General features: G+C 50.5%; 13 protein-coding genes. 7 read left to right on the forward strand and 6 right to left on the reverse strand.

All coding sequences use genetic code 11. The annotated features are described in order from the left end of the window. Positions 1-82 precede the first annotated feature (82 nt). From G7083_RS02985 to csdA, 5 genes are all read left to right on the forward strand, one after another. Complete coding sequence (locus tag G7083_RS02985; RefSeq protein ID WP_206212116.1) at positions 83-1,393, forward strand: MFS transporter; 1,311 nt, start codon at positions 83-85, stop codon at positions 1,391-1,393. A gap of 524 nt (positions 1,394-1,917) precedes the next feature. After that, positions 1,918-2,691, forward strand: a complete 774-nt coding sequence (locus G7083_RS02990; protein ID WP_166013518.1) for an outer membrane protein OmpK — start codon at positions 1,918-1,920, stop codon at positions 2,689-2,691. A 128-nt stretch (positions 2,692-2,819) separates the two neighbouring features. Beyond that, positions 2,820-3,704 carry a 2-dehydropantoate 2-reductase gene (gene panE / locus G7083_RS02995; RefSeq protein ID WP_166013519.1) on the forward strand — a complete coding sequence of 295 codons (885 nt, stop codon included), beginning with the start codon at positions 2,820-2,822 and terminating at the stop codon, positions 3,702-3,704. 2 nt (positions 3,705-3,706) lie between these two features. Next, the gene (locus G7083_RS03000; RefSeq protein WP_166013520.1) at positions 3,707-4,312 is read left to right on the forward strand and encodes a DJ-1 family glyoxalase III; all 606 of its coding nucleotides are present in this window, start codon (positions 3,707-3,709) and stop codon (positions 4,310-4,312) included. Continuing rightward, positions 4,299-5,510 (forward strand): cysteine desulfurase CsdA, encoded by a 1,212-nt coding sequence (csdA, locus tag G7083_RS03005; RefSeq protein ID WP_166013521.1) that lies wholly within the window; start codon positions 4,299-4,301, stop codon positions 5,508-5,510. The genes G7083_RS03000 and csdA overlap by 14 nt, the downstream gene beginning before the upstream one ends. Positions 5,511-5,578: 68 nt before the next feature. Here csdA and csdE read toward each other — a convergent pair whose 3' ends face one another. The 3 genes from csdE to mltA all read right to left on the reverse strand — a co-directional run bounded on the left by csdE (position 5,579) and on the right by mltA (position 8,048). Beyond that, on the reverse strand, positions 5,579-6,010 hold the full coding sequence (csdE, locus tag G7083_RS03010) for a cysteine desulfurase sulfur acceptor subunit CsdE (RefSeq protein ID WP_166013522.1): 432 nt from the start codon (positions 6,008-6,010) through the stop codon (positions 5,579-5,581). Then, positions 6,007-6,831, reverse strand: coding sequence for a tRNA cyclic N6-threonylcarbamoyladenosine(37) synthase TcdA (tcdA, locus tag G7083_RS03015; RefSeq protein ID WP_166013523.1), 825 nt, complete (start codon positions 6,829-6,831; stop codon positions 6,007-6,009). The genes csdE and tcdA overlap by 4 nt, the downstream gene beginning before the upstream one ends. 110 nt (positions 6,832-6,941) lie before the next feature. Further along, positions 6,942-8,048: a murein transglycosylase A gene (gene mltA / locus G7083_RS03020; RefSeq protein ID WP_166013524.1), complete on the reverse strand. Its 1,107-nt coding sequence runs from the start codon at positions 8,046-8,048 to the stop codon at positions 6,942-6,944. Positions 8,049-8,327: 279 nt separating this feature from the next. Here mltA and argA point away from each other — a divergent pair, with 279 nt between their 5' ends. Both argA and G7083_RS03030 read left to right on the forward strand, forming a co-directional pair. Then, entirely contained in the window at positions 8,328-9,665 is a 1,338-nt protein-coding gene (gene argA, locus G7083_RS03025) for an amino-acid N-acetyltransferase (RefSeq protein ID WP_166013525.1), read from the forward strand. A gap of 268 nt (positions 9,666-9,933) precedes the next feature. Continuing rightward, a complete protein-coding gene (locus G7083_RS03030; RefSeq protein WP_166013526.1) occupies positions 9,934-10,119 on the forward strand; it encodes a hypothetical protein in 186 nt (61 codons plus the stop codon). 29 nt (positions 10,120-10,148) lie between these two features. Here the strand turns inward: G7083_RS03030 and recD are convergent, their stop codons facing one another. The 3 genes from recD to recC all read right to left on the reverse strand — a co-directional run bounded on the left by recD (position 10,149) and on the right by recC (position 19,675). After that, positions 10,149-12,299 (reverse strand): exodeoxyribonuclease V subunit alpha, encoded by a 2,151-nt coding sequence (recD, locus tag G7083_RS03035; protein WP_166013527.1) that lies wholly within the window; start codon positions 12,297-12,299, stop codon positions 10,149-10,151. Next, entirely contained in the window at positions 12,296-15,937 is a 3,642-nt protein-coding gene (gene recB, locus G7083_RS03040; RefSeq protein WP_166013528.1) for an exodeoxyribonuclease V subunit beta, read from the reverse strand. The genes recD and recB overlap by 4 nt, the downstream gene beginning before the upstream one ends. Positions 15,938-16,234: 297 nt before the next feature. After that, positions 16,235-19,675 carry an exodeoxyribonuclease V subunit gamma gene (recC, locus tag G7083_RS03045; RefSeq protein ID WP_166013529.1) on the reverse strand — a complete coding sequence of 1,147 codons (3,441 nt, stop codon included), beginning with the start codon at positions 19,673-19,675 and terminating at the stop codon, positions 16,235-16,237. Positions 19,676-19,679 lie beyond the last annotated feature (4 nt).

Here is a 19,679-nt window from a genome sequence, read left to right on the forward strand (position 1 = left end):
CCGTATGGCTCAACAACCCCATTCATCTACCTGGCAACAACTTGTAGTTAGCTATTTTGACCGACGTTTACTCTGGGTATTCATGCTTGGTTGTGCCAGCGGTTTCCCATGGGTATTAATTGGTTCCAATATGACCGGCTGGTTGAAAGATGCCGGACTGAGCCGCACCGCAATTGGCTATTTTGGTAGCGTATTTGTGGTATATGCGATCAATTTTTTGTGGGCACCTTTGGTTGATCGGGTCAAATTACCCATCCTGCATCACAGGCTTGGCCAGCGTCGCAGTTGGATTTTATTTTGCCAGTTGGTGGTATTGAGCTGCACCTTGCTGATCGCGGGGGTAAATCCCGCCGATAATTTAATACTGACTTCATTGCTAGCTCTCGCTATTGCTATCGCCTCTTCGACTCAAGATATCGCGATTGACGCATTTCGAATCGACACCTTTGCCAAAGCCGAATCGACTAAACTGCCACAAGCGTCTGCAATGACCGTGATCGGTTGGTGGACGGGCTACTCACTGCCCGGCTATTTCGCCTTTGCCAATGCAGATCGTATTGGTTGGAATGGGGTGTATTTGATCATGGCCGCCGTGGTTGGGGTACTGATGTTATTTACTTGCTTGGTCCAAGAGCCGCACACCGATCGCGATCACCTACAACAGTTGGCCGAAGCGCGCCACCAACAGGTGGTCAATAATCGGCTGCTGCGCTGGCTCAGCGTCACAGTATTAGAACCCTTCATCGATTTTTTCCGCAATAATGGCTTACGCGTAGCGCTTACCCTACTGCTGTTTGTCTTCCTGTTTAAAATTGGCGAAGCGTTCCTAGGCCGAATGTCGATTGCGTTTTATAAAGAAATCGGCTTTAGCAATGAACAGATTGGTTACTACTCGAAATTGCTCGGTTGGGGGATCACCATTTTCTTCACTCTGCTTGGCAGTTTAGTCAACATCAAATTTGGTCTCGTGCGTGGCTTAATGATTGGCGGTATCGCCATGGCATCGAGTAATTTGATGTTTGCTTGGCTGGCCAAAGTCGGCCCGAGTGAATCGCTGTTCTTCGCCACTTTAGTGGTGGACAATTTTACCTCAGCGTTCTCAACCGTGGCGTTTGTTTCTTTCCTCACCCTGATGACCGGCCAAGCATTTTCGGCCACCCAATATGCCCTGCTCGCTTCACTTGGCAACTTAGGCCGAACCACCCTGGCGTCATTAAGCGGCGAATTAGCCGACTATCTGAATGACTGGTCACTGTTCTTTATTTTGACCGCGGTAATGGTGATCCCGAGCCTGATCATGCTCTATTCACTACGCCATGACTTTAACCAAATGCTGCAGCGTGCCAAGCAACCCAGTGCTCGGCCATCAACACAAGGGAATAAAATAAAGTAACAATGTCCCCTATCGCATACAGATCACTAGCGATGATCAACATCCCACGTTGCCGCTAATCTATTTGCCTTTCTATTTTATTTATAAGCAAACCAGCGTGGCTTACCCCGACAGCTGGTTTGCTGTACACCAAGCGTTCAATTTCATTTTTCATTCAGAAAAACCACGCTAAATAACCCCAAATCCCCCTGTTCACTAGGAATTCGACTCCTTAGGGTTAAGTTGCTTCAGCGACGCAAACGATCTCCTAGCTAATTTTTGCCAAATTTGCTGAGTTACGAATTCTCAATGTCAATTAATTACCACACAGAAACCAAACCAAGATCACAATAAAAGTGAAACCTTATGAAAAATCAAATTAGTTCAAAATAAATTTAGCAAAATGAGACACGGATCACTCAATGAGTCTAAGTTTGCATGCGTTATCACTTTTAATTGCGATTTTTATCGCTATTATGCCCGCCAGTTGAACAAGCTGCAGTTAAGCGGCTGCCATACACACCATACAGAGAGAGAATTCCCTTATGCGTAAATCACTTCTTACTTTAAGCCTATTGGCCGCGACTTCAGCGCCAGTTATCGCCGCTGACTACACAGATGGCGATATCCATAAAAATGATTACAAGTGGATGCAATTTAACCTGATGGGTGCATTCGATGAACTACCAGGTAAGTCATCTCATGACTATATGGAAATGGAATTTGGCGGTCGCTCAGGCATCTTTGATCTGTACGGCTACGTTGACGTTTTTAACCTGACCAGCGATAAAGGCAGCGATAAAGACGGCGGCGAAAAAATCTTTATGAAGTTTGCTCCACGCATGTCACTTGATGGTTTAACGGGTAAAGATCTCTCTTTTGGCCCAGTGCAAGAATTGTACGTAGCAACCTTGATGGAATGGGGCGGTAACGCTGAGGTTAACACTCAAAAAATTGGTCTGGGTTCCGATGTGATGGTGCCATGGCTTGGTAAAGTTGCAGTAAACCTATACGGGACTTACGACTCAAATCAAAAAGACTGGAACGGTTTCCAAGTTTCAACCAACTGGTTTAAACCAGTGTACTTCTTCGAAAACGGTTCATTTGTCTCTTACCAAGGTTATATCGATTACCAATTTGGTATGGATTCTGACGCATCAAATGGCGGCGCAATGTTTAACGGCCTTTACTGGCATTCAGATCGCTTTGCAGTCGGTTACGGCCTTAAAGGCTATAAAGATATTTACGGTATCAAAGACTCTTCAGGCTTCAAGTCAACTGGCTTTGGTCACTACCTAGCGGTCACTTACAAGTTCTAAATAACCGACTCGGTACTCAATACCGAATCAGCAGAACAGCAAAATGGCGCGACTTCGCGCCATTTTTTATTGCTTTCCAAGCACTCATCGCTATCCTTGGCACATCAAATATTGGCTAGGGAATAAAGATGAATATTGTGGTACTTGGCCCGGGTGCGCTAGGCGCTTTATGGGCGCTGAATTTGCATGGTGCGGGGCATCAAGTCTCATTATGGCGCCGTCAAGCTCAAGCAAAAGTCACGCTGCAACTCGATGATGGCCAACCCGTAACCTTTAACAATCAAAAGCTAGACGCTCTCGCCAACGCCGATCTGGTGCTGATCACGGTTAAAGCATGGCAAGTGGCTGCGGCCTTAACCCCATTATTAGCCCATCTCCAACGTGAAACCATCTTACTGTTTATGCACAATGGCATGGGGGCCGTCGAAGCTTTACATCACTCCATCGCCGATTTCCCAATTCTGCTCGCCACCACAACTCATGGCGCACTCAAAACGACGGAAAGCCAAGTCCACCATACCGGTTTAGGTCAAACCCAGATCGGCGCCGATAATCCTCTCGGAGCACGCTGCGATTTTATTGCTGAGGTTTTACAGCACGCACTCGCGCCAGTGACATGGAATCCCGATATTCAGCCCGCGCTCTGGCATAAACTCGCGATCAACTGTGCAATAAATCCACTCACCGCCATTCATCAATGCCAAAATGGTGCATTAGCGGCGGCTAAATTTACCCCGACTATCACCGCGATTTTAGATGAAGTCACCGCGGTGATGCGGGCGGAATCGATCGCCTTTGACGATACCGCACTACGTACATCGGTTTATCAGGTGATCAATGCCACCGCAGCCAATTACTCCTCGATGCAGCAAGATATTTTTCACCAGCGACCAACTGAGATAGACTTTATTACCGGTTACGTAGTGCGCAAAGCAAAGCAACATGGCATACCTACACCAACCAATCATCATCTGTATGAGCAAATCAAAACCGTAGAACAGAGTTGGAGTTAAGTATGAGTAAACGAATTCTCGTCCCCGTTGCCAATGGCAGCGAGGAAATGGAAACCGTCATTATCATTGATACTTTGGTGCGTGCAGGATTTCAGGTCATCATGGCAGCGGTCGGTGACACGTTACCAGTGCAAGGCTCACGCGGTGTTTGGCTGAGCGCCGCTCAGCACCTAACCGAGTGCTCAGCCGACGATTTTGATGCGCTAGCACTACCTGGCGGGCTTGGTGGCGCGCAAGCTTTTGCCAATAGTGCGCCGCTCCTTGCCTTGATTGATGCGTTTTCCCAGCAAGGCAAGCTGGTTGCCGCGATTTGCGCCACACCGGCATTAGTTCTGGCCACACAGCAGCAATGGCGTGACGCTAAGATGACCTGTCACCCCAACTTTTTTGAGCAAATCCCAGCCGCACAGTTAAGCCGTCAACGCATCTGTTACTCTGCCACACAACCGTTACTCACCAGTCAAGGACCGGGTACTGCGCTGGAGTTTGCGCTCGCCATGATTGTCCTCCTCGCTGGCGCTGAGCTGGCTCAACACGTTGCCGCACCTATGGTACTTCACCCTCAACAACTGACTGAACTTTCAGGTTTTATTGATGCTCAATCTTGATGCTATCCGCGCGCAATTTCCAGCGCTGCAACAAATCGTCAACGGTAACCCGCTGATCTATCTTGACAGTGCGGCCACGACGCAAAAACCGCAATGTGTGATTGATGCGATAAGCCACTACTACAGCCAGCACAATGCGAACGTACATCGCGGTAGCCACAGTTTAACCGCGCAAGCCACCAGCCAATTTGAAGCCGCGCGTGAGCAAGTCGCCCAGTTTATTGGTGCGCCAAGCATCAAAAATATTATCTGGACCCGCGGAGCGACCGAAGCGCTCAATCTGATTGCGCAAAGTTATGCGCGCAGCACATTACAAGTGGGCGATGAGATCCTGGTTAGTGAAACCGAACACCACGCCAATATTGTGCCGTGGCAGATGGTCGCCGAGCAAACCGGCGCCAAAGTGGTCAAAATTCCGATGACGCCTAATGGTGAATTTGGCTTTGCCGCCTTTGCACAATTGCTGTCACCGCGCTGCAAAATCGTCGCCCTCGCCCATATCACCAATGTCACGGCAACTCGTCAGCCGATTGAAGCAGTGATCCAAGCCGCGCATCAACAAGGCGCAGTGGTGGTGATCGATGGTGCGCAAGGCATCGTCCATGAAACGGTAGATGTTCAAGCGCTGAATGCGGATTTCTATGTATTCTCCGGCCATAAATTGTATGCGCCAGCGGGCATCGGGGTGCTGTATGGGAAAACAGCGCTGTTAGAAGCGATGCCACCTTGGCACGGCGGCGGCAAGATGGTTGAAAAGGTCTCGTTTGCTGGCACCACCTTTACTGGCCTGCCCGGAAAATTTGAGGCCGGCACGCCGAATGTCGCCGGAGCGATTGCGCTTGCCAGCGCGATTAATTGGTATCAAAGTCTTGATCGCGCCGCGGTGGAAGCGCATTTACACCAACTGCAACAGCAAGCTTACCAAGCGCTTTCGCAAATCGATGATATTCGGGTACTCGGTTATCAGCCTAACGCCAGTGTGCTGAGCTTAGTGATGGAGGGTGTGCATCATCAGGATCTGGCGACCTTGCTCGATCAACAAGGGATTGCGGTGCGTGCTGGGCACCACTGTGCTCACCCATTAATGGATGCATTTGGCGTCAAAGGCACGGTGCGAATTTCGTTTGGGGTGTATAACACCACCGAAGAGGTGGATCGTTTAATCGCCGCGATCCATAAAGCGGTCGATCTGCTGTGATCTGAGAGCAAAAACCTAAGCACCGATCGCCACAGAGCCTCATCACGAGGCTCTTTTGATTACATCGATTAATTGAGCACTTTGGCCTGAATGGTCGTGACTATCGCTTGCAAACCATTGCCACGGGATGGGCTTAAATGCGCGAGCAAACCAAGCTCGGCAAAGTAGTCATCCATCGAAAATGCGCGGATCTGTGCTGAGGTTTTGCCATTGAGCGCAGCCAGCACAATCGCAATCAAACCGCGCACAATCCGCGCATCGGAATCGGCGCAGAAAAACCACTGCTCACCTTGCTGCTCTGCCACTAACCACACTTCGCTTTCACAGCCAGAGACGAGAACTAGCTCACTTTTCTGCGCTGCAGGCATCACGGGCAGCAATTTGCCCCATTGGATGATCTGCCGATAACGGTCTTCCCAACCGTGCAAAGTTTGCAAAGTCTCTAAGATGGTTTGAGCCGTGATGACATCCCCAAACGGATGGGCTGCAAATGGGCTCATTGCGTTATCGCCTTTACTTGATGCTTTTTCAGCAACTTATCAACAATACGTGCCACTGCAACAAAACCAAACGTTGCCGTGACTACCGTCGCAGCGCCAAATCCGCTGGCGCAATCCATCCGTTTCGGGCCTTCGGCGCTTGATTTGGTTGCACATACCGAACCGTCTGCCTGTGGGTATTTGAGCTGTTCGGTCGAGAACACACAATCAATTCCAAATTTACGTGCCGGGTTGGTCGGGAAATTATGCTGCTGACGCAGCCGATCTTTAAGCTTTTTCGCCAACGGATCTTGAATCGTCTTGGTCAAATCGGCCACAGTGATTTGCGTAGGATCGGTTTGCCCGCCCGCACCACCGATAGTGATCACCTTGATTTTATTACTGCGACAATACGCGAGCAGTGCCGCCTTGGCTTTTAAGCTATCAATCGCATCCAACACATAATCAAATGATTGACTAAGATAAAGATGCTGGTTATCTGGAGTGATAAAATCATCAATTAAATTAACTTTGCACTCAGGGTTGATGAGTTTTACCCGCTCTGCCATCACTTCGATTTTGCTCTTGCCAATCGTACCCGTCATGGCATGGATTTGCCGATTGATATTGGTCACGCAGACATCATCCATATCAATCAAGGTCAGCTCGCCAATTCCGGTTCGCGCCAAAGCTTCAACCGCCCATGAACCAACACCACCAATCCCAATCACACACACGTGCGCAGCACGTAAAATGTCAACTTGGTCATAACCATACAAACGGCGCGTACCACCAAACCGTTGGTTGTAATTGTCGGAGGCTGCAGTATCCAGTTCACGCATAACGCATTTCCACTCTAGCTGAAAAATAAAGAGTGCGATTTATACGCACTCTACATAAAAATGTCCAGTTTGCTCGCGCTCACCACAGGCTAAGCGGCTAACGGCAGAACCTATTGCTGCTTTTCTGGCGGCAAAGCCCATGGCGCTTGAGTGGGCGAATTATCTAACCCCAACTTCCACACTCGACCAAAATGTTTATAGTGCCCCGCCTCCAAGCCAGCACGCGGCCCCATACCATGATATAAGTCGAGATGGTTTTGCTTCACCGCACCGCCGGTATCCAGCACAATCAATAAACGTAACTGATGTGCACCAGACCAAGTGCCATCGGCATTCAGTAGCGGGACTTCGGCCAAAATCGGCGTCCCCATCGGCAAAATGGAACGATCACCAGCGACCGAGGCCATCGGCAACAGTGGGATACCGGCGCTACCGGTTACCGGAGCCGCCGCGCGCGGTTGAAAGAAAACAAAGGAAGGATTTTGTTCCAGCAGTTCACGCACCGTTTGTTCATCATTGGCCAGCACCCAATCTTTGATCGCTTTAAGCGACATCTGCTCGCGCGCCACTAAACCGCGCTCAATCAGCACTTTACCTATGCTTACATAAGCTTTGTTGTTTTTACCGGCGTAAGCAAAATACTCCAAGGTGTCATCATCTTCAAAATGGACAAAACCACTGCCCTGCACTTCCATAATAAACGGATCAATTAAGTTGGCTGCATAGCCAAGCTCTAAGCCTTGCCCCTCTAACGCACCTTGATAAATGTCGGCTCGGGTTGGGCAATTTTGCTGGCAATTAGGCAATCCATACACTGGGTATTTGAATACCGCATCAGCTTGATGACGCAGCTCCATGACTGGCGAAAAATAACCCGTAAACAACACATTACCTTGCTTATCACCACCACCGAACTGCGCAGCTTGAATACCGAACTGCCCCAATGTGGTCGGATCGCCACTTTGTAATACCCACTCATTCAACTGCTGATACAAGGGTTGATAGATTTTTGCCATAGAAGCAGAGCCTTGCACCACCTGCTCACTCTGTTTGCTGAATTCGGTGTAGTCACGCGGCGTATTGGATTCCACCACATCCACTCGATTTAAAATGTGCGGGAAATGAGCTTGGTGATACTGCTGAGCACGATCAGTATTCGGTTGAGCGCAACCAAATAACAGCCCTAAGCTCAGCACAGAAAGAAGATGTTTACTCACAAAAGCGATCCATAGTTTGAGTTTGCCAAGAGCATGACAAACTCAGTCGAACAGTGCAATTAACCTTAGACCAATCACGATGATTTTTTGCACTTTCTAACAATTGAACCCGTATCTCGATAACCCATCGCCGATTGTCATCTCTCTGTTTTTTATTCCGATTAATCTACACGCGGCGACTCCTGAAATCGGAGCTAACGCCCAGTAGATAAAAAACTTGCCGAATGAAGAATAAAAAGTCATTATTTTAGCATATTTAAACAAATGGAATGTTTAGCCGTGAAAATTCGTAGCACAGCTCTCGTCAAAGGATTTCGTCAATCAGCGCCGTATGTGAATGCCCATCGTGGCAAAACCATGGTGATCATGCTCGGTGGTGAGGCGATTGCCGATAGTAATTTCGCCAATATCATTAGCGATATTGCCCTGCTGCATAGCCTTGGCGTAAAAATTGTATTGGTGCACGGTGCTCGGCCACAAATCAATAAAATTCTTGAAAAAAATCATCGTGATACTCCTTATCACAAAGGCGTGCGCATCACCGATGAATCCTCGCTAAGTTTAGTAATGCAAGCGGCCGGACAACTGCAACACGCCATCACCGCGCGCCTTTCAATGAATCTTAACAATACGCCGATGGCGGGGGCGCAGCTTAACGTGGTCAGCGGTAACTTTATTATTTCGCAACCACTCGGGATCGATGAAGGCGTCGATTACTGCCACAGTGGGCGGATCCGCCGGATTGATGTGGAAGGCATCAATCGCATGCTGGATTTAGGTTCGATTGTTCTGCTCGGCCCTATCGCCAGCTCAGTCACCGGCGAGTGCTTTAACCTGCTTTCCGAAGAAGTGGCCACTCAAGTCGCGATTAAGCTCAAAGCCGATAAGCTGATCGGGTTTTGTCCACAGCAAGGCATCATTGATAGCAAAGGCAATGCGATTGCTGAATTATTTCCCAGTGATGTTGAACGGCTAGTAGAAAAGATGGCGCAAGAGTGCCCGGCCAATGATGAAGATTGCTTTAGTACCCTACGCTTCTTGCGTGCCGCTTTAAAAGCCTGTCGTGCAGGTGTACCGCGTAGCCACTTAGTCAGTTATCAACAAGATGGCGCATTGCTGCAAGAGCTGTTTTCGTTTGACGGGATCGGTACACAGATTGTAATGGCAAGTGCTGAGCAGATCCGCCAAGCCACCATCGACGATATTGGTGGAATTTTCGATCTGATCCGCCCACTTGAAGAGCAAGGGATTCTGGTCCGCCGTTCTCGTGAGCAGTTAGAGCAAGAGATCCATAAATTCACCATTATTGACAAAGATGGTTTAATCATCGGCTGTTCGGCGCTCTACCCTTATCCTGAAGAGCGCATGGCGGAAATGGCGTGCATGGCGATCCATCCGGAATACCGTGATGGCCATCGTGGCTTGCATTTACTGCTGCACAGTAAACAGCAAGCTAAACAGATGGGGATCGATGATCTGTTTGTACTCACCACACACAGTACTCACTGGTTTCGTGAACAAGGTTTTAATGAGGTGGATGTCGAAGCGCTGCCAGTGGCAAAACAGCGTCTGTATAACTATCAACGTCGCTCAAAAATTTTAATGCTCGCGCTTTGAATCGAGTATGCCGCCCCTCATCAGACGCAATAAAGACAATGAAATGCATAAATAATCAAACGGCAATTACTGCCGTTTTTTTATGCATTTTTGCTTTTATTTTGTGCGCAAGATCGCTAAAATGCGCCCACTTGATTAAATACCGTTCAATCAAGTCGTTAGGATTAGGCGCTTGAGCAGTGGGTGATGTGATCACGCTCATCGTGTGGTTAGCGCCACGCATGGATTGCTTTTACTACTAAATTCAGTACCTAAGAGCAAATCGTCAATGAAAACTGTTATTTGTAACTCACTACAAAGTTTTTGGGATATGGCAGACGCTGATTTTCTGTCTGGTGTGCATGTACATTGTGTGTTTCCCGCCGCTGAGAGCCTTAAGATGATGCTGATCGAAGCTGGTCAACGCCACCAAATCCGTAATATCACCTTTACCAAAGCATTCTCCAATCTTTAATGCCCTACCGCCACGGATTGGCGGAGCATTTACTGCTGTAAACGCACCACTAAACCACTCGCCCTTTGGGTACTCAGTTTAATCGCCCGCTGTAACACTGACGGTTCGCAATACAATTTCAGTTGCTGTTTAGCACGTGTGACGCCGGTATACACCAGCTCACGGGTCAAAATCGGGCTATGCTCTGGCGGTAAGATCAACAACGTTAAATCAAATTCACTGCCTTGCGATTTATGAATCGTCATCGCATAAGCGGTTTCATGCTGAGGAACTCGGCTCGGTAATACCGCCTTGATACTGCCATCGGGCAGTTCAAAATAGACTTTTAGTCGACGCTGCTCATCCCCGTCATCACGCAGACACAAACCAATATCACCATTGTAGAGACCCAAGCCATGATCGTTACGCGTGACCATGATCGGTCGCCCGTGATACCAAATTTCCTCTTGGCTTTTGATCAGTTTATGTGCATTGAGTGCGCGTTCAATGCGAATATTTAAGCCTTCTACTCCAAAATCACCTTCGCGCAATGCGCACAGTAATCGGCAGCGACTAAAGGCATCCAGTGCGGCTTTGGCCAACGTGAGCATATCTGGAGTACTCGCTGGCAACGCCGCTGAATTTGGATGAGGAGATTGGATCAAGCTTAAATAGGGGCGATACGCTTGCACTAAGGTTTGCAGCAGTTGCTGATAATGGGTACCGCTTAAAGCAAAATGCTCGATATCACTAAACTGCTGCTGCCACACTGCGCTAACCCGCGCTGGCACGCCACTGTTGATCGCTTTGGCCAATTGCCCAATCCCTGAACGCGCATCAAAGCGGTAGCTTTTTTGCAGCATGCACAGACAATCGGCCAGTGGATTCACGGCATGACTCGCCGCTGGCTTCAAAGTGGTAAAACCAGTCAATGCCGCCAGTTGCGCTCCCTGATCTGCGCTATAACCTTGGCTGATGAAACTGCAAATATCTCCTAAGACAGCGCCAGCCTCAACCGAGGCTAACTGATCTTTATCGCCGAGCAAAATCAAGCGAGCATGTTTAGGCAGCGCTTCTAACAATTTGACCATCAAAGGTAAATCGACCATCGAGGCTTCATCGAGTACCAGTAAATCCAGATGCAGTGGATTGTGCGCATGATGGCGAAACTCGGCACTGCCAGGGATAGCCCCTAACAAACGGTGAATGGTACTGGAACTGCTGGGGATTGCGGCAGCGATCGCCGGCTCAATCGCCAACTGACTGATGGCTTTCCCCATCGATTCGGTTAAACGTGCCGCCGCTTTGCCAGTTGGCGCAATCAATTTAATCTCCGGTGCTTTACCTTGCGCGAGACTTTGGCTGATCAGTGCCGCCAATAACTTAGCCACGGTAGTGGTTTTACCGGTGCCCGGCCCACCAGAAATCACCGCGAAACGGCGAGTAAGTGCCACCGCGGCAGCGACTTTTTGCCAATTTAAGCAGTGCTCAGGCGCAACCAGTTGATCTAACGCTTGTAAATCCGCGGCGCGCTGCGCCTTTGCCAGCACGGCTTCAATCGCTGGCCAATCGAGCAATTCTGGCGCAACAATATCTAACCGATCACTTAGCCATTGAATACGTTCAACCGCAGTGAGTGGCGTGGCTGGGGACAAGGCTTGTAAGGCTTGTAAAGCCTGCCATAAGCCCACGTAGTCGCGAGCAAATAAGTTATCAAGCTGCGCGCGTAAACGGGCCAATTCGCTGCTGGTTAAACGGCAAGGGGTCGCCAATTCAGTGAGGCGCGCAGCCAACTGGGTTTCATAATGCCAGTAGCGATGCAGATACAGTCTTGTGCCATCAAACATTAAAGGGACGGCTTCGCCTTTGTGCCCAACAAGAGGGGAAGCGTGCAATAGCACTGACCAATCCAGCGCCAACCAGCGCTCGCGGTGCTGCAAACTCGCCTCACCATAGAGGCCAATCAACGCCGCTAAATCGCAGTGATGGCCATGCGCATCGTTCAGCGGTAAACAAATATGGCCACGACCTAACTCTGCACTCAGTGCGGCAGACAGGACGCTCAACAGCTCACTTTCTGCCGCACTGTGCCCAGCCAATGCGGCTTGTTTCGCGATAAAGCGGGCAAACTGCACATCCAAAGGACGTAGCGCGCCTTGGGCCTGTAAACGCTGCGCGATTTCACTCAGCCAAAACATCATAAATCAAGCTCCATCTGCCCGGCTTTACTGGCTCTTTGTGCCAGCTCGCGCCCGGCAATCAATCCATCCAACTCATTTAACAAAGCCAAACTTGGCTTGGTATGAAACACACCTTGCTCGGTGCTGCCATCCATACCGCGTAAAAAAAGATAAAACACACCGCCGAAATGTTGCTCGTAGTCGTAATCGGCTAAACGGCTGCGCAAAAATCGGTGCAGGGCTAACGCGTAAATCTGGTATTGCAGATCGTAACGGTGTTCTGCCATGGCACTGCCCAAACGCTGTGGATGATAGGCCGCAGGATCATTACCCAAATGGTTGGATTTCCAATCCAGCACGTAATAACGACCTTGGTATTGAAACACCAGATCGATAAAACCTTTCAGCATGCCTTGCACCGTATGAAAACTGAGATCGCCCGCTTGCGCGGAAAGCGGATCATGGCGCTGAATAATTCGATTGAGGCTGGCGGCATCTAAACCTTCTATCGGCAGTAAAAACTCCAATTCTGTTAGCCGCTGGGCCGCCGTGATCTGCTGTAAACACAGCGCTTTGCCATCGAGTGGCGTGCTTAATACCGTATCGATCAACTGTTGCAGCACCGGCAGCCACTCTGCGTCAATCTGCTCACTTTCGATTAAATCCAGAATAATTTGCGTATTGGCGGCACTGTGCGCCGATTGCTGAAAATCGACCTCTTCAAACAGCGAATGCAAGAAAGTGCCGGGGCGTGCACCACGTGGGAAATTGAAAATCGAACGTTCGACCGATTCAAGCACCGCGCCATCTCGCTCTTGCGCGCGATCCTCTTGCGCACTGTCGAGATCAAAACCGCCCACCTCAAGCAGGGGGATCTCTTGCATCGGATCATGACGAGCATGGCTCGCTTGCATTACCAAGCCTGAGTAACTGGTGACTCGCCAACGACGATCGATGGCTTGACTTAACTCGCGAGCAGTCAGTTCGCGCTCCTCCAATTGGGGTGGCTGATACGCTTGCTCAACGCGCGGCGGCGGAGATTGCATAACCACATCTGGCAGACGCTCACACTGTTTGAGCAGAGCTTGCTCTAGATCGGCAATCCCACCCGGCAGGCCATCTTGCAACAGATACCCCATCGCGCTGCGATGAGCCGAGGTTGGCTCTTGGCTCGAATTCCCGTTACGCAGTGGGGCGATACCAATAAAGCAGCCATACACGGCACGAGTTAACGCCACATACAGCAAACGTAAATCTTCCGCTAAACGTTCTTGATCGGCTTTGGCTAACGCCTCCTGATTACCGGTTAAATCGACCCAAGTGGTGGCCGACTCGGCATCGTAATATTTACCCTCGCTACTCTCGCGATAGTTCATTGCAAACGGCAAAAACACCAGCGGATATTCAAGCCCTTTTGATTTGTGGATGGTGACAATCTGCACCAAGCGGCGCTCAGACTCAAGCCGCTGGATCTGCTCATCACTGGCGCCAAGTCCTAACTGTGCATCGGCCATCGCTTGAGCCAGAAAACGCAGCAAGCCCTGATCGCTATCAATGTCACGCGTCGCCTGCTGCAACAATTCACTGAGATGCAGATAATCGGTCAGCCAACGTTCACCTTCTGTCTCCGCTAGCCAACGTTCGGCAATATGGCGCTGGGTCAATACTGCTCGTAACATTGGCAGCACACCGCGCTCACTCCACAACCAGCGATAGTGGCGAAACTCGGCAATCAACTGCTCCCACTGGTTTTCATCGTTATTCAATCCATCCAGCTCGCTGGCGGTTAACGCAAACAAATGCGAAGCAACGGCGGCGCGTAATAAACGCTCATCTTCCGGTTGCCACACCGCCAGCAGCAAGCGTTGCACATCTTGCGCTACCTCACTGGCAAACACGCTGTCACGGTTAGACAAATAAACGCTAGCGATGCCTTGTTGACTAAGCGCATCGCGCACCATACGCGCTTCATTACCGGTGCGCACCAATACCGCTAAATCACCCGCATCAATCGCAGTACCGCGATCAAAGCTTGCCTCACCCGCCGCCGAAGTGCTCAAAATATGCTGGATCTGCGCGGCACAGGCCTCGGCCATTTGCGCGTAGTAGTCGGTTTTACTTTGCGGTTTCTCAACATCTTGTGGCCACCAATAGGTCAAAGCCGGTTGCACTTGCCCAGACAGTGTCCAGTGGCGCAGATCAGAACTCGGACTCGCCGCCACCGGTAAAAACGGAATATCGTGGCGGTAAATAAACGGATCGCTGGCCGAGCTGAACACTTGGTTAACCGCCGCTACCATCGCTGCGCTGGAGCGCCAGTTAGTACCCAAGGTGTAGTGAGCACTCACCTGATTGCGCGCTTTGATGTAAGTGAAAATATCCGCGCCACGGAAAGCGTAAATCGCCTGTTTCGGATCACCAATCATCAACCAGCCGCAGTGCGGATACTCAAGATATAAGCGGCTGAAAATGCTGTATTGCAGCGGATCGGTGTCTTGGAATTCATCGATCATCGCCACCGGATAAAGCGCGCGGATCCGCTCCCCGAGCAACCCTTGCTGATCCTGATCTAACGCCGCGCTGAGCTGGGTCAGTAGATCATCAAACGAGAGCCAATGTTGCGCAGATTTGGCTTGTGCCAGCCACTGGCGACAGTGGTGGATCGCATGCACCAACAACGGAGTTTTGAGTGATACTGGTTCGGCAACAAACGCTTCTATCCGTTCAAACAGCGCTAATTGTGGCGGATTGCCTTGCTTCGATTTCGCCAGCAGCCCACTTTGAGTGAACTCTGCAAGCTCTGAGGGCACGTGCAGATCTTGCGTTTGACTGTGTGCCCAACTATCCAGAATCGGCACCCGACGCAGCAGCGCATTTTGGCTATTTTTATGCAGATCCGAGCTGGCTAATACTGCGGCTATCTCATCACACTCACTTAACCAGTGCTGCTTCATCTCGCCAATGCGCGCCATCTGCGCTTGTTGCAGTGCGGCCAAATCTCCAGTCATTAATGGCGTGGTCAGTTTGACCGGCGGCCCAGAAAGATAACCTGCAATCTCAGCCAACAGTGCTGAGGGCGCAGGCCATAGGCGACGCACTTCACTCGCCAGAGCCATCGGCAGCGGATAAAATTGTCGGCGCCAATAATCGGCCACCACTTGCGCTTTAAGGCGACTTTCATCCGTGATGAATTCGTTTGCAAAGCGGCTGCCCGATTCAAAGGCATTTTGGGTCAGCATACGTTGGCAAAAACCGTGGATGGTGAAAATCGCCGCTTCATCCATCTGCCGCTCAGCATTCAGCAATAAAGACACCGCTAAGCTGTGATCGGTAAACTCCTCAAGTAAGGAGTGGATCAGCGGATCGTCACTGGCACCGCGCGCAAAAGCGAGGCGAGCATCGTGCAAGCGACGACGGATACGATCACGCAGCTCGGCGGTCGCAGCGGCAGTAAAGGTCACCACCAGAATTTGATCCACGCTGAGCGGCTGCGCATGACGTGTCTCGCCGCTACCATGGCCAAGTACCAGCCGCAGATAAAGTCCGGCAATGGTGTAAGTTTTTCCAGTTCCGGCCGACGCTTCAATCAAGCGTGCCCCATGTAAGGGAAAACGCAACGTATCCAGCGTAACCGCTAACTTATTTGAATCGGCACTCATCAGCCTTAATCCTTATCCTTTCCACACAGATGTGACGCAAGACAAATATTTCTCTGCGCTCAACCCAAAACCGTTATTGAGTATGAGCTTATGGGATCCACTTCACGGCACCAGCCGAAGCAGCACTTTACACTGCGCGCAGGTTAACCAATCCCTTACTTAATCGAGAATGGGTTGCACAAGAATTGTGGTCCCTCTGACCCGTGGCCGTACAGCGAACGCCCTACACCAATAATGATTTTCTGGCGGCCACTCACTTCCTACCTTAATTGCTTTTCCAGCGCTTGATGATTGAACTTACCCTGCATCTTGCACTTGCAAGCGCGCAGTTTGCAGCACGCCCATCGCTAATGAATAGAGTGCGCTAGCCAATTCATCACTCCATTGCGGCCAGATGCGCACAATGTAACGATTATCCCCTTCACCTTTGAGGTAATAGCCGTCGTTAAAGGTGTCGGCCATTTTTTTGTAGGACTTCGCTTCATCAGGCTGATATTTACCACGAGAAAAGCCCGCTTCCACGCAGGCTAACGCCGTTTTTGGAAAATAGGCCAACGGCTGATCCATGCCTTGGCAAAACAGCGCCACCAGTTCACTCAGCAGTGCCTTAGCTTGCTGCGCATCATTGAGTGGCGGCAGCATTTGGTGCTGCACCCCGTCTTTGCGCTCATACCCAATCAAATGGGTTGTGACGGCTTTGCCGCTCGTCGCCAAACAGAGATGATCAATCCATGCCGCTAATAAATCTTGCGAGCGGATTGCGCCACTGCGCGCGCGCACTAAGCCCGATTGATAACGCTTGACCAGCCAGCCACGCAGCAAGACTTCTCGCTCATCGGCAAACGGCTGCAAACGCAGATCAATCTCTTCATCTTCCAATGGCTGATAACACAAAAAGCCGATTTTCTCGGCCAGCGCTGCCGCCTGCTCAGCACTTTGTGCTAGTTCAAGTTCACCAAACGCCGCCACCGGCAATTTGCCTTGTGCGCGCTGCTGTTTAGCAAACTGCGCGATGCAGTGGTCACGCTCGGCAGCAGTACGGCACGTGAGCAATTTTTCCACCAACTCATCACGCAACTGATAGGCGCTCAGCCCATTGAGGGCAAACGGTTCATCATCGTCGAGCATCGCCAGCGGCGGCTCAAAGCTCACTTTTAAACGGCGCTTGAAAAAATACTCAACCGGCAAACGCCAAAAACGTTGTAACTCAACCAGCTCCAGCTCAAGTGGCCAGCTCACTTCCAAGCGATAATCACTAAGTGGGGTCAGAAAATCGGCCCGACGCTGGCCTTGCCGACGGGCGGCAGGTAACCATTCACGGGCGAAACTGCCAGCGATAAACGCCTGCGGACTAAACGGCACCATCGCCGCCTCAGTGGTTAAGTGCACCACCAAGCGGCGGCCAGAATCATCACTGGTTAAATGTTCATCGCCCGATAAACAGTAATTTTGTTCGCAATATTCCAGCAATTCGCTGACCAATACCGAAGGCATGCACTCGCGGTTATCTTGAATTGAACGCCCGACATAACTGATGTAAAGCTGCTGTTTGGCCGATAACAGCGCTTCTAAAAATAGGTAGCGCGACTCTTCGCGCCGTGAGCGGTCGCCGACTCGGCGCTGCATATTACGCAGATCAAACCCTTCGGCCATTTCATTCGGCGGATAAACGCCATCATTCATGCCCAATAGGCAGACTTTAGCAAATGGGATCGAGCGCATCGGCATCAAGGTACAGAAGTTGACTTGGCCGGCTAAAAAGCGCTGGCTGATCCGGGTGGAGGAGAGTTTATCGCTCAACACTTGGCGAATAATCGCAGGTGAAATCGCCGCTTGGTAGCCCGCATCAGCCAATTGCTGCTTTAGATTGACCAAGCTATCACGAATGGTTTTCAGCGCCAGCTCACCTTGCAAATCGACACTAAAACAGCGCTCCAACAGTTGATTGAGCCAATAACGCCACTGCTCCATCGTTTGAGTTTGCGCCAGTTGGCTACGCAGCTCACTGAGCGTAGTGATAAAGTTGGCCAACTTACCCGCCAGCTCAGCGCTCATACCTTGCACTGGGTTGTAAGGCGCAAGCCACTGGCCTGCCAGCTCATATAACCCGGCTTCAGCCGGCATCGCGTAACCGAGTAACATCCGCTCGATACCAAACTGCCAAGTATTTTGTTCGCTGGCGGGCAGATCAAACTCGGCTCCGGTGGCGCTATTTAATCCCCAGCGAATGCCCGCCTCTTCCACCCAGCGCTTGGCAGTGGCGAACTCTTCTTCATCAATCGCAAAGCGTGCCATGATGGCAGGCGTTTCAAGCAATTCAAGTAATTCAGAAGCCAGACAGCGCGATTGTGGCAGCGCGAGTAGTTGCAAAAAGGCAGTTAAGATCGGGCTTTCTTGATCGGCGCTGCGATCAGAAATTGAAAATGGAATAAAGCGCTCGCCGGGCGCATTACCAAACACCGCCTGAATATAAGGTGCGTAGACGTTAATGTCTGGCACCATCACGATCACATCGCGCGGTTTTAAGCTCGGATCGCGTTCAAATTCCGCCAGCAGTCGATCATGTAGCACCTCGACTTCACGGATCGGGCTGTGGCATAGCGAAATCAGCAGGGAATCATCCTGTGCCAAAATGCTCGGTTTATGTTGGCTAGTGGCGAACTTGGCATCGTCTTGATGCTCTTGCAAATGCAAAATATCGGCTTGAATATGATGCAGCAACGAATCGCGTTCCACCTCAATAAATAGCTCTAATTCCGATGCTTGATGCTGCGCGAGTAGCGCGAGGTTATCGCGTCCCATTTTACCCATTGATGCGAGCAAACTATTGCCCACTGCGTGACTCAGGTGCAGCGACTGGTGCAAATAGCTTTCTAGATCGCCTTTGAGCGGCGACACTTCACTGCCGACGGTCACTTGCTCACCGTTAATGTGTAAAAGTTTGCGTTTTTGTGCCGCCACTCGCGCCAGATATTTGCGATCACGAATATCGCCCCAATAGTGCTGACAAGGGTTGCTCAGCATCAAATGCACATCGATATGCTCACCCATCGCGCGCAGCGCATCAATATAACGCGGGGGTAGCGCAGAAATACCGAAGATGAACAAGCGCTTAGGCCATGTACTGCGATCAAAGTTGCCACTTTCCAACTGCTCAATAAAATGCTGATAGAGATTGGCACGGTGATAAATCGAATGCCCTTGCTTATGCGTGTAAGCGTAGAGTTCACGCCACAAAATCGGCTGCCATGGATGTTGGTCAGCGATTTCCGCCACCTCTTCACCCGCTTGCCAACGTAAAATCCAGTCGGGGCGATACACCAAGTAACCATCGAAAATATCGGCAATTTTTTCCGCGAGCTGAAAGCGTTTTGAATCATCACTATCCTCTTGCAGATAGCGTTGCAGCGGCTCAAATTCAATGCGGTCCAGCAGCTTGGGCAACAGTTCCATCAAACGCCAGCTCATCGCTTCTTTATTGAACGCGCTGCGCGCCGGCACATCGGGCAACACTTGAGTAAACATCTGCCAGATAAACGTCGCTGGCAGCGGAAACTCTAAGTTGGCCGCAACGCCCAATTCACTGGCCAGGGCCATTTTCAGCCACTGCGACATGCCGGGGCTTTGCACCAAAATGCATTCCGCCTGCAAAGGATCGGACAAAGGCTCATGCTTGATCAAATGCACCAGTAGAATTTTCAGCGTTTCAAGGTGGTTGGAGTGGTAGACAGTAAACACAATG

This window comes from Vibrio sp. HDW18, assembly GCF_011306175.1.
In the GTDB taxonomy this organism is placed as follows: Bacteria; Pseudomonadota; Gammaproteobacteria; order Enterobacterales; family Vibrionaceae; genus Vibrio; species Vibrio chanodichtyis.

Bases quoted from the DNA above. Each gene is read 5' to 3' on its own strand.
- panE (WP_166013519.1), top strand. From the start codon at position 2,820: ATGAATATTGTGGTACTTGGCCCGGGTGCGCTAGGCGCTTTATGGGCG.
- recD (WP_166013527.1), bottom strand. From the start codon at position 12,299: ATGATGTTTTGGCTGAGTGAAATCGCGCAGCGTTTACAGGCCCAAGGC.
- csdA (WP_166013521.1), top strand. From the start codon at position 4,299: ATGCTCAATCTTGATGCTATCCGCGCGCAATTTCCAGCGCTGCAACAA.
- G7083_RS02985 (WP_206212116.1), top strand. From the start codon at position 83: ATGCTTGGTTGTGCCAGCGGTTTCCCATGGGTATTAATTGGTTCCAAT.
- G7083_RS02990 (WP_166013518.1), top strand. From the start codon at position 1,918: ATGCGTAAATCACTTCTTACTTTAAGCCTATTGGCCGCGACTTCAGCG.
- G7083_RS03030 (WP_166013526.1), top strand. From the start codon at position 9,934: ATGAAAACTGTTATTTGTAACTCACTACAAAGTTTTTGGGATATGGCA.
- recB (WP_166013528.1), bottom strand. From the start codon at position 15,937: ATGAGTGCCGATTCAAATAAGTTAGCGGTTACGCTGGATACGTTGCGT.
- G7083_RS03000 (WP_166013520.1), top strand. From the start codon at position 3,707: ATGAGTAAACGAATTCTCGTCCCCGTTGCCAATGGCAGCGAGGAAATG.
- csdE (WP_166013522.1), bottom strand. From the start codon at position 6,010: ATGAGCCCATTTGCAGCCCATCCGTTTGGGGATGTCATCACGGCTCAA.
- tcdA (WP_166013523.1), bottom strand. From the start codon at position 6,831: ATGCGTGAACTGGATACTGCAGCCTCCGACAATTACAACCAACGGTTT.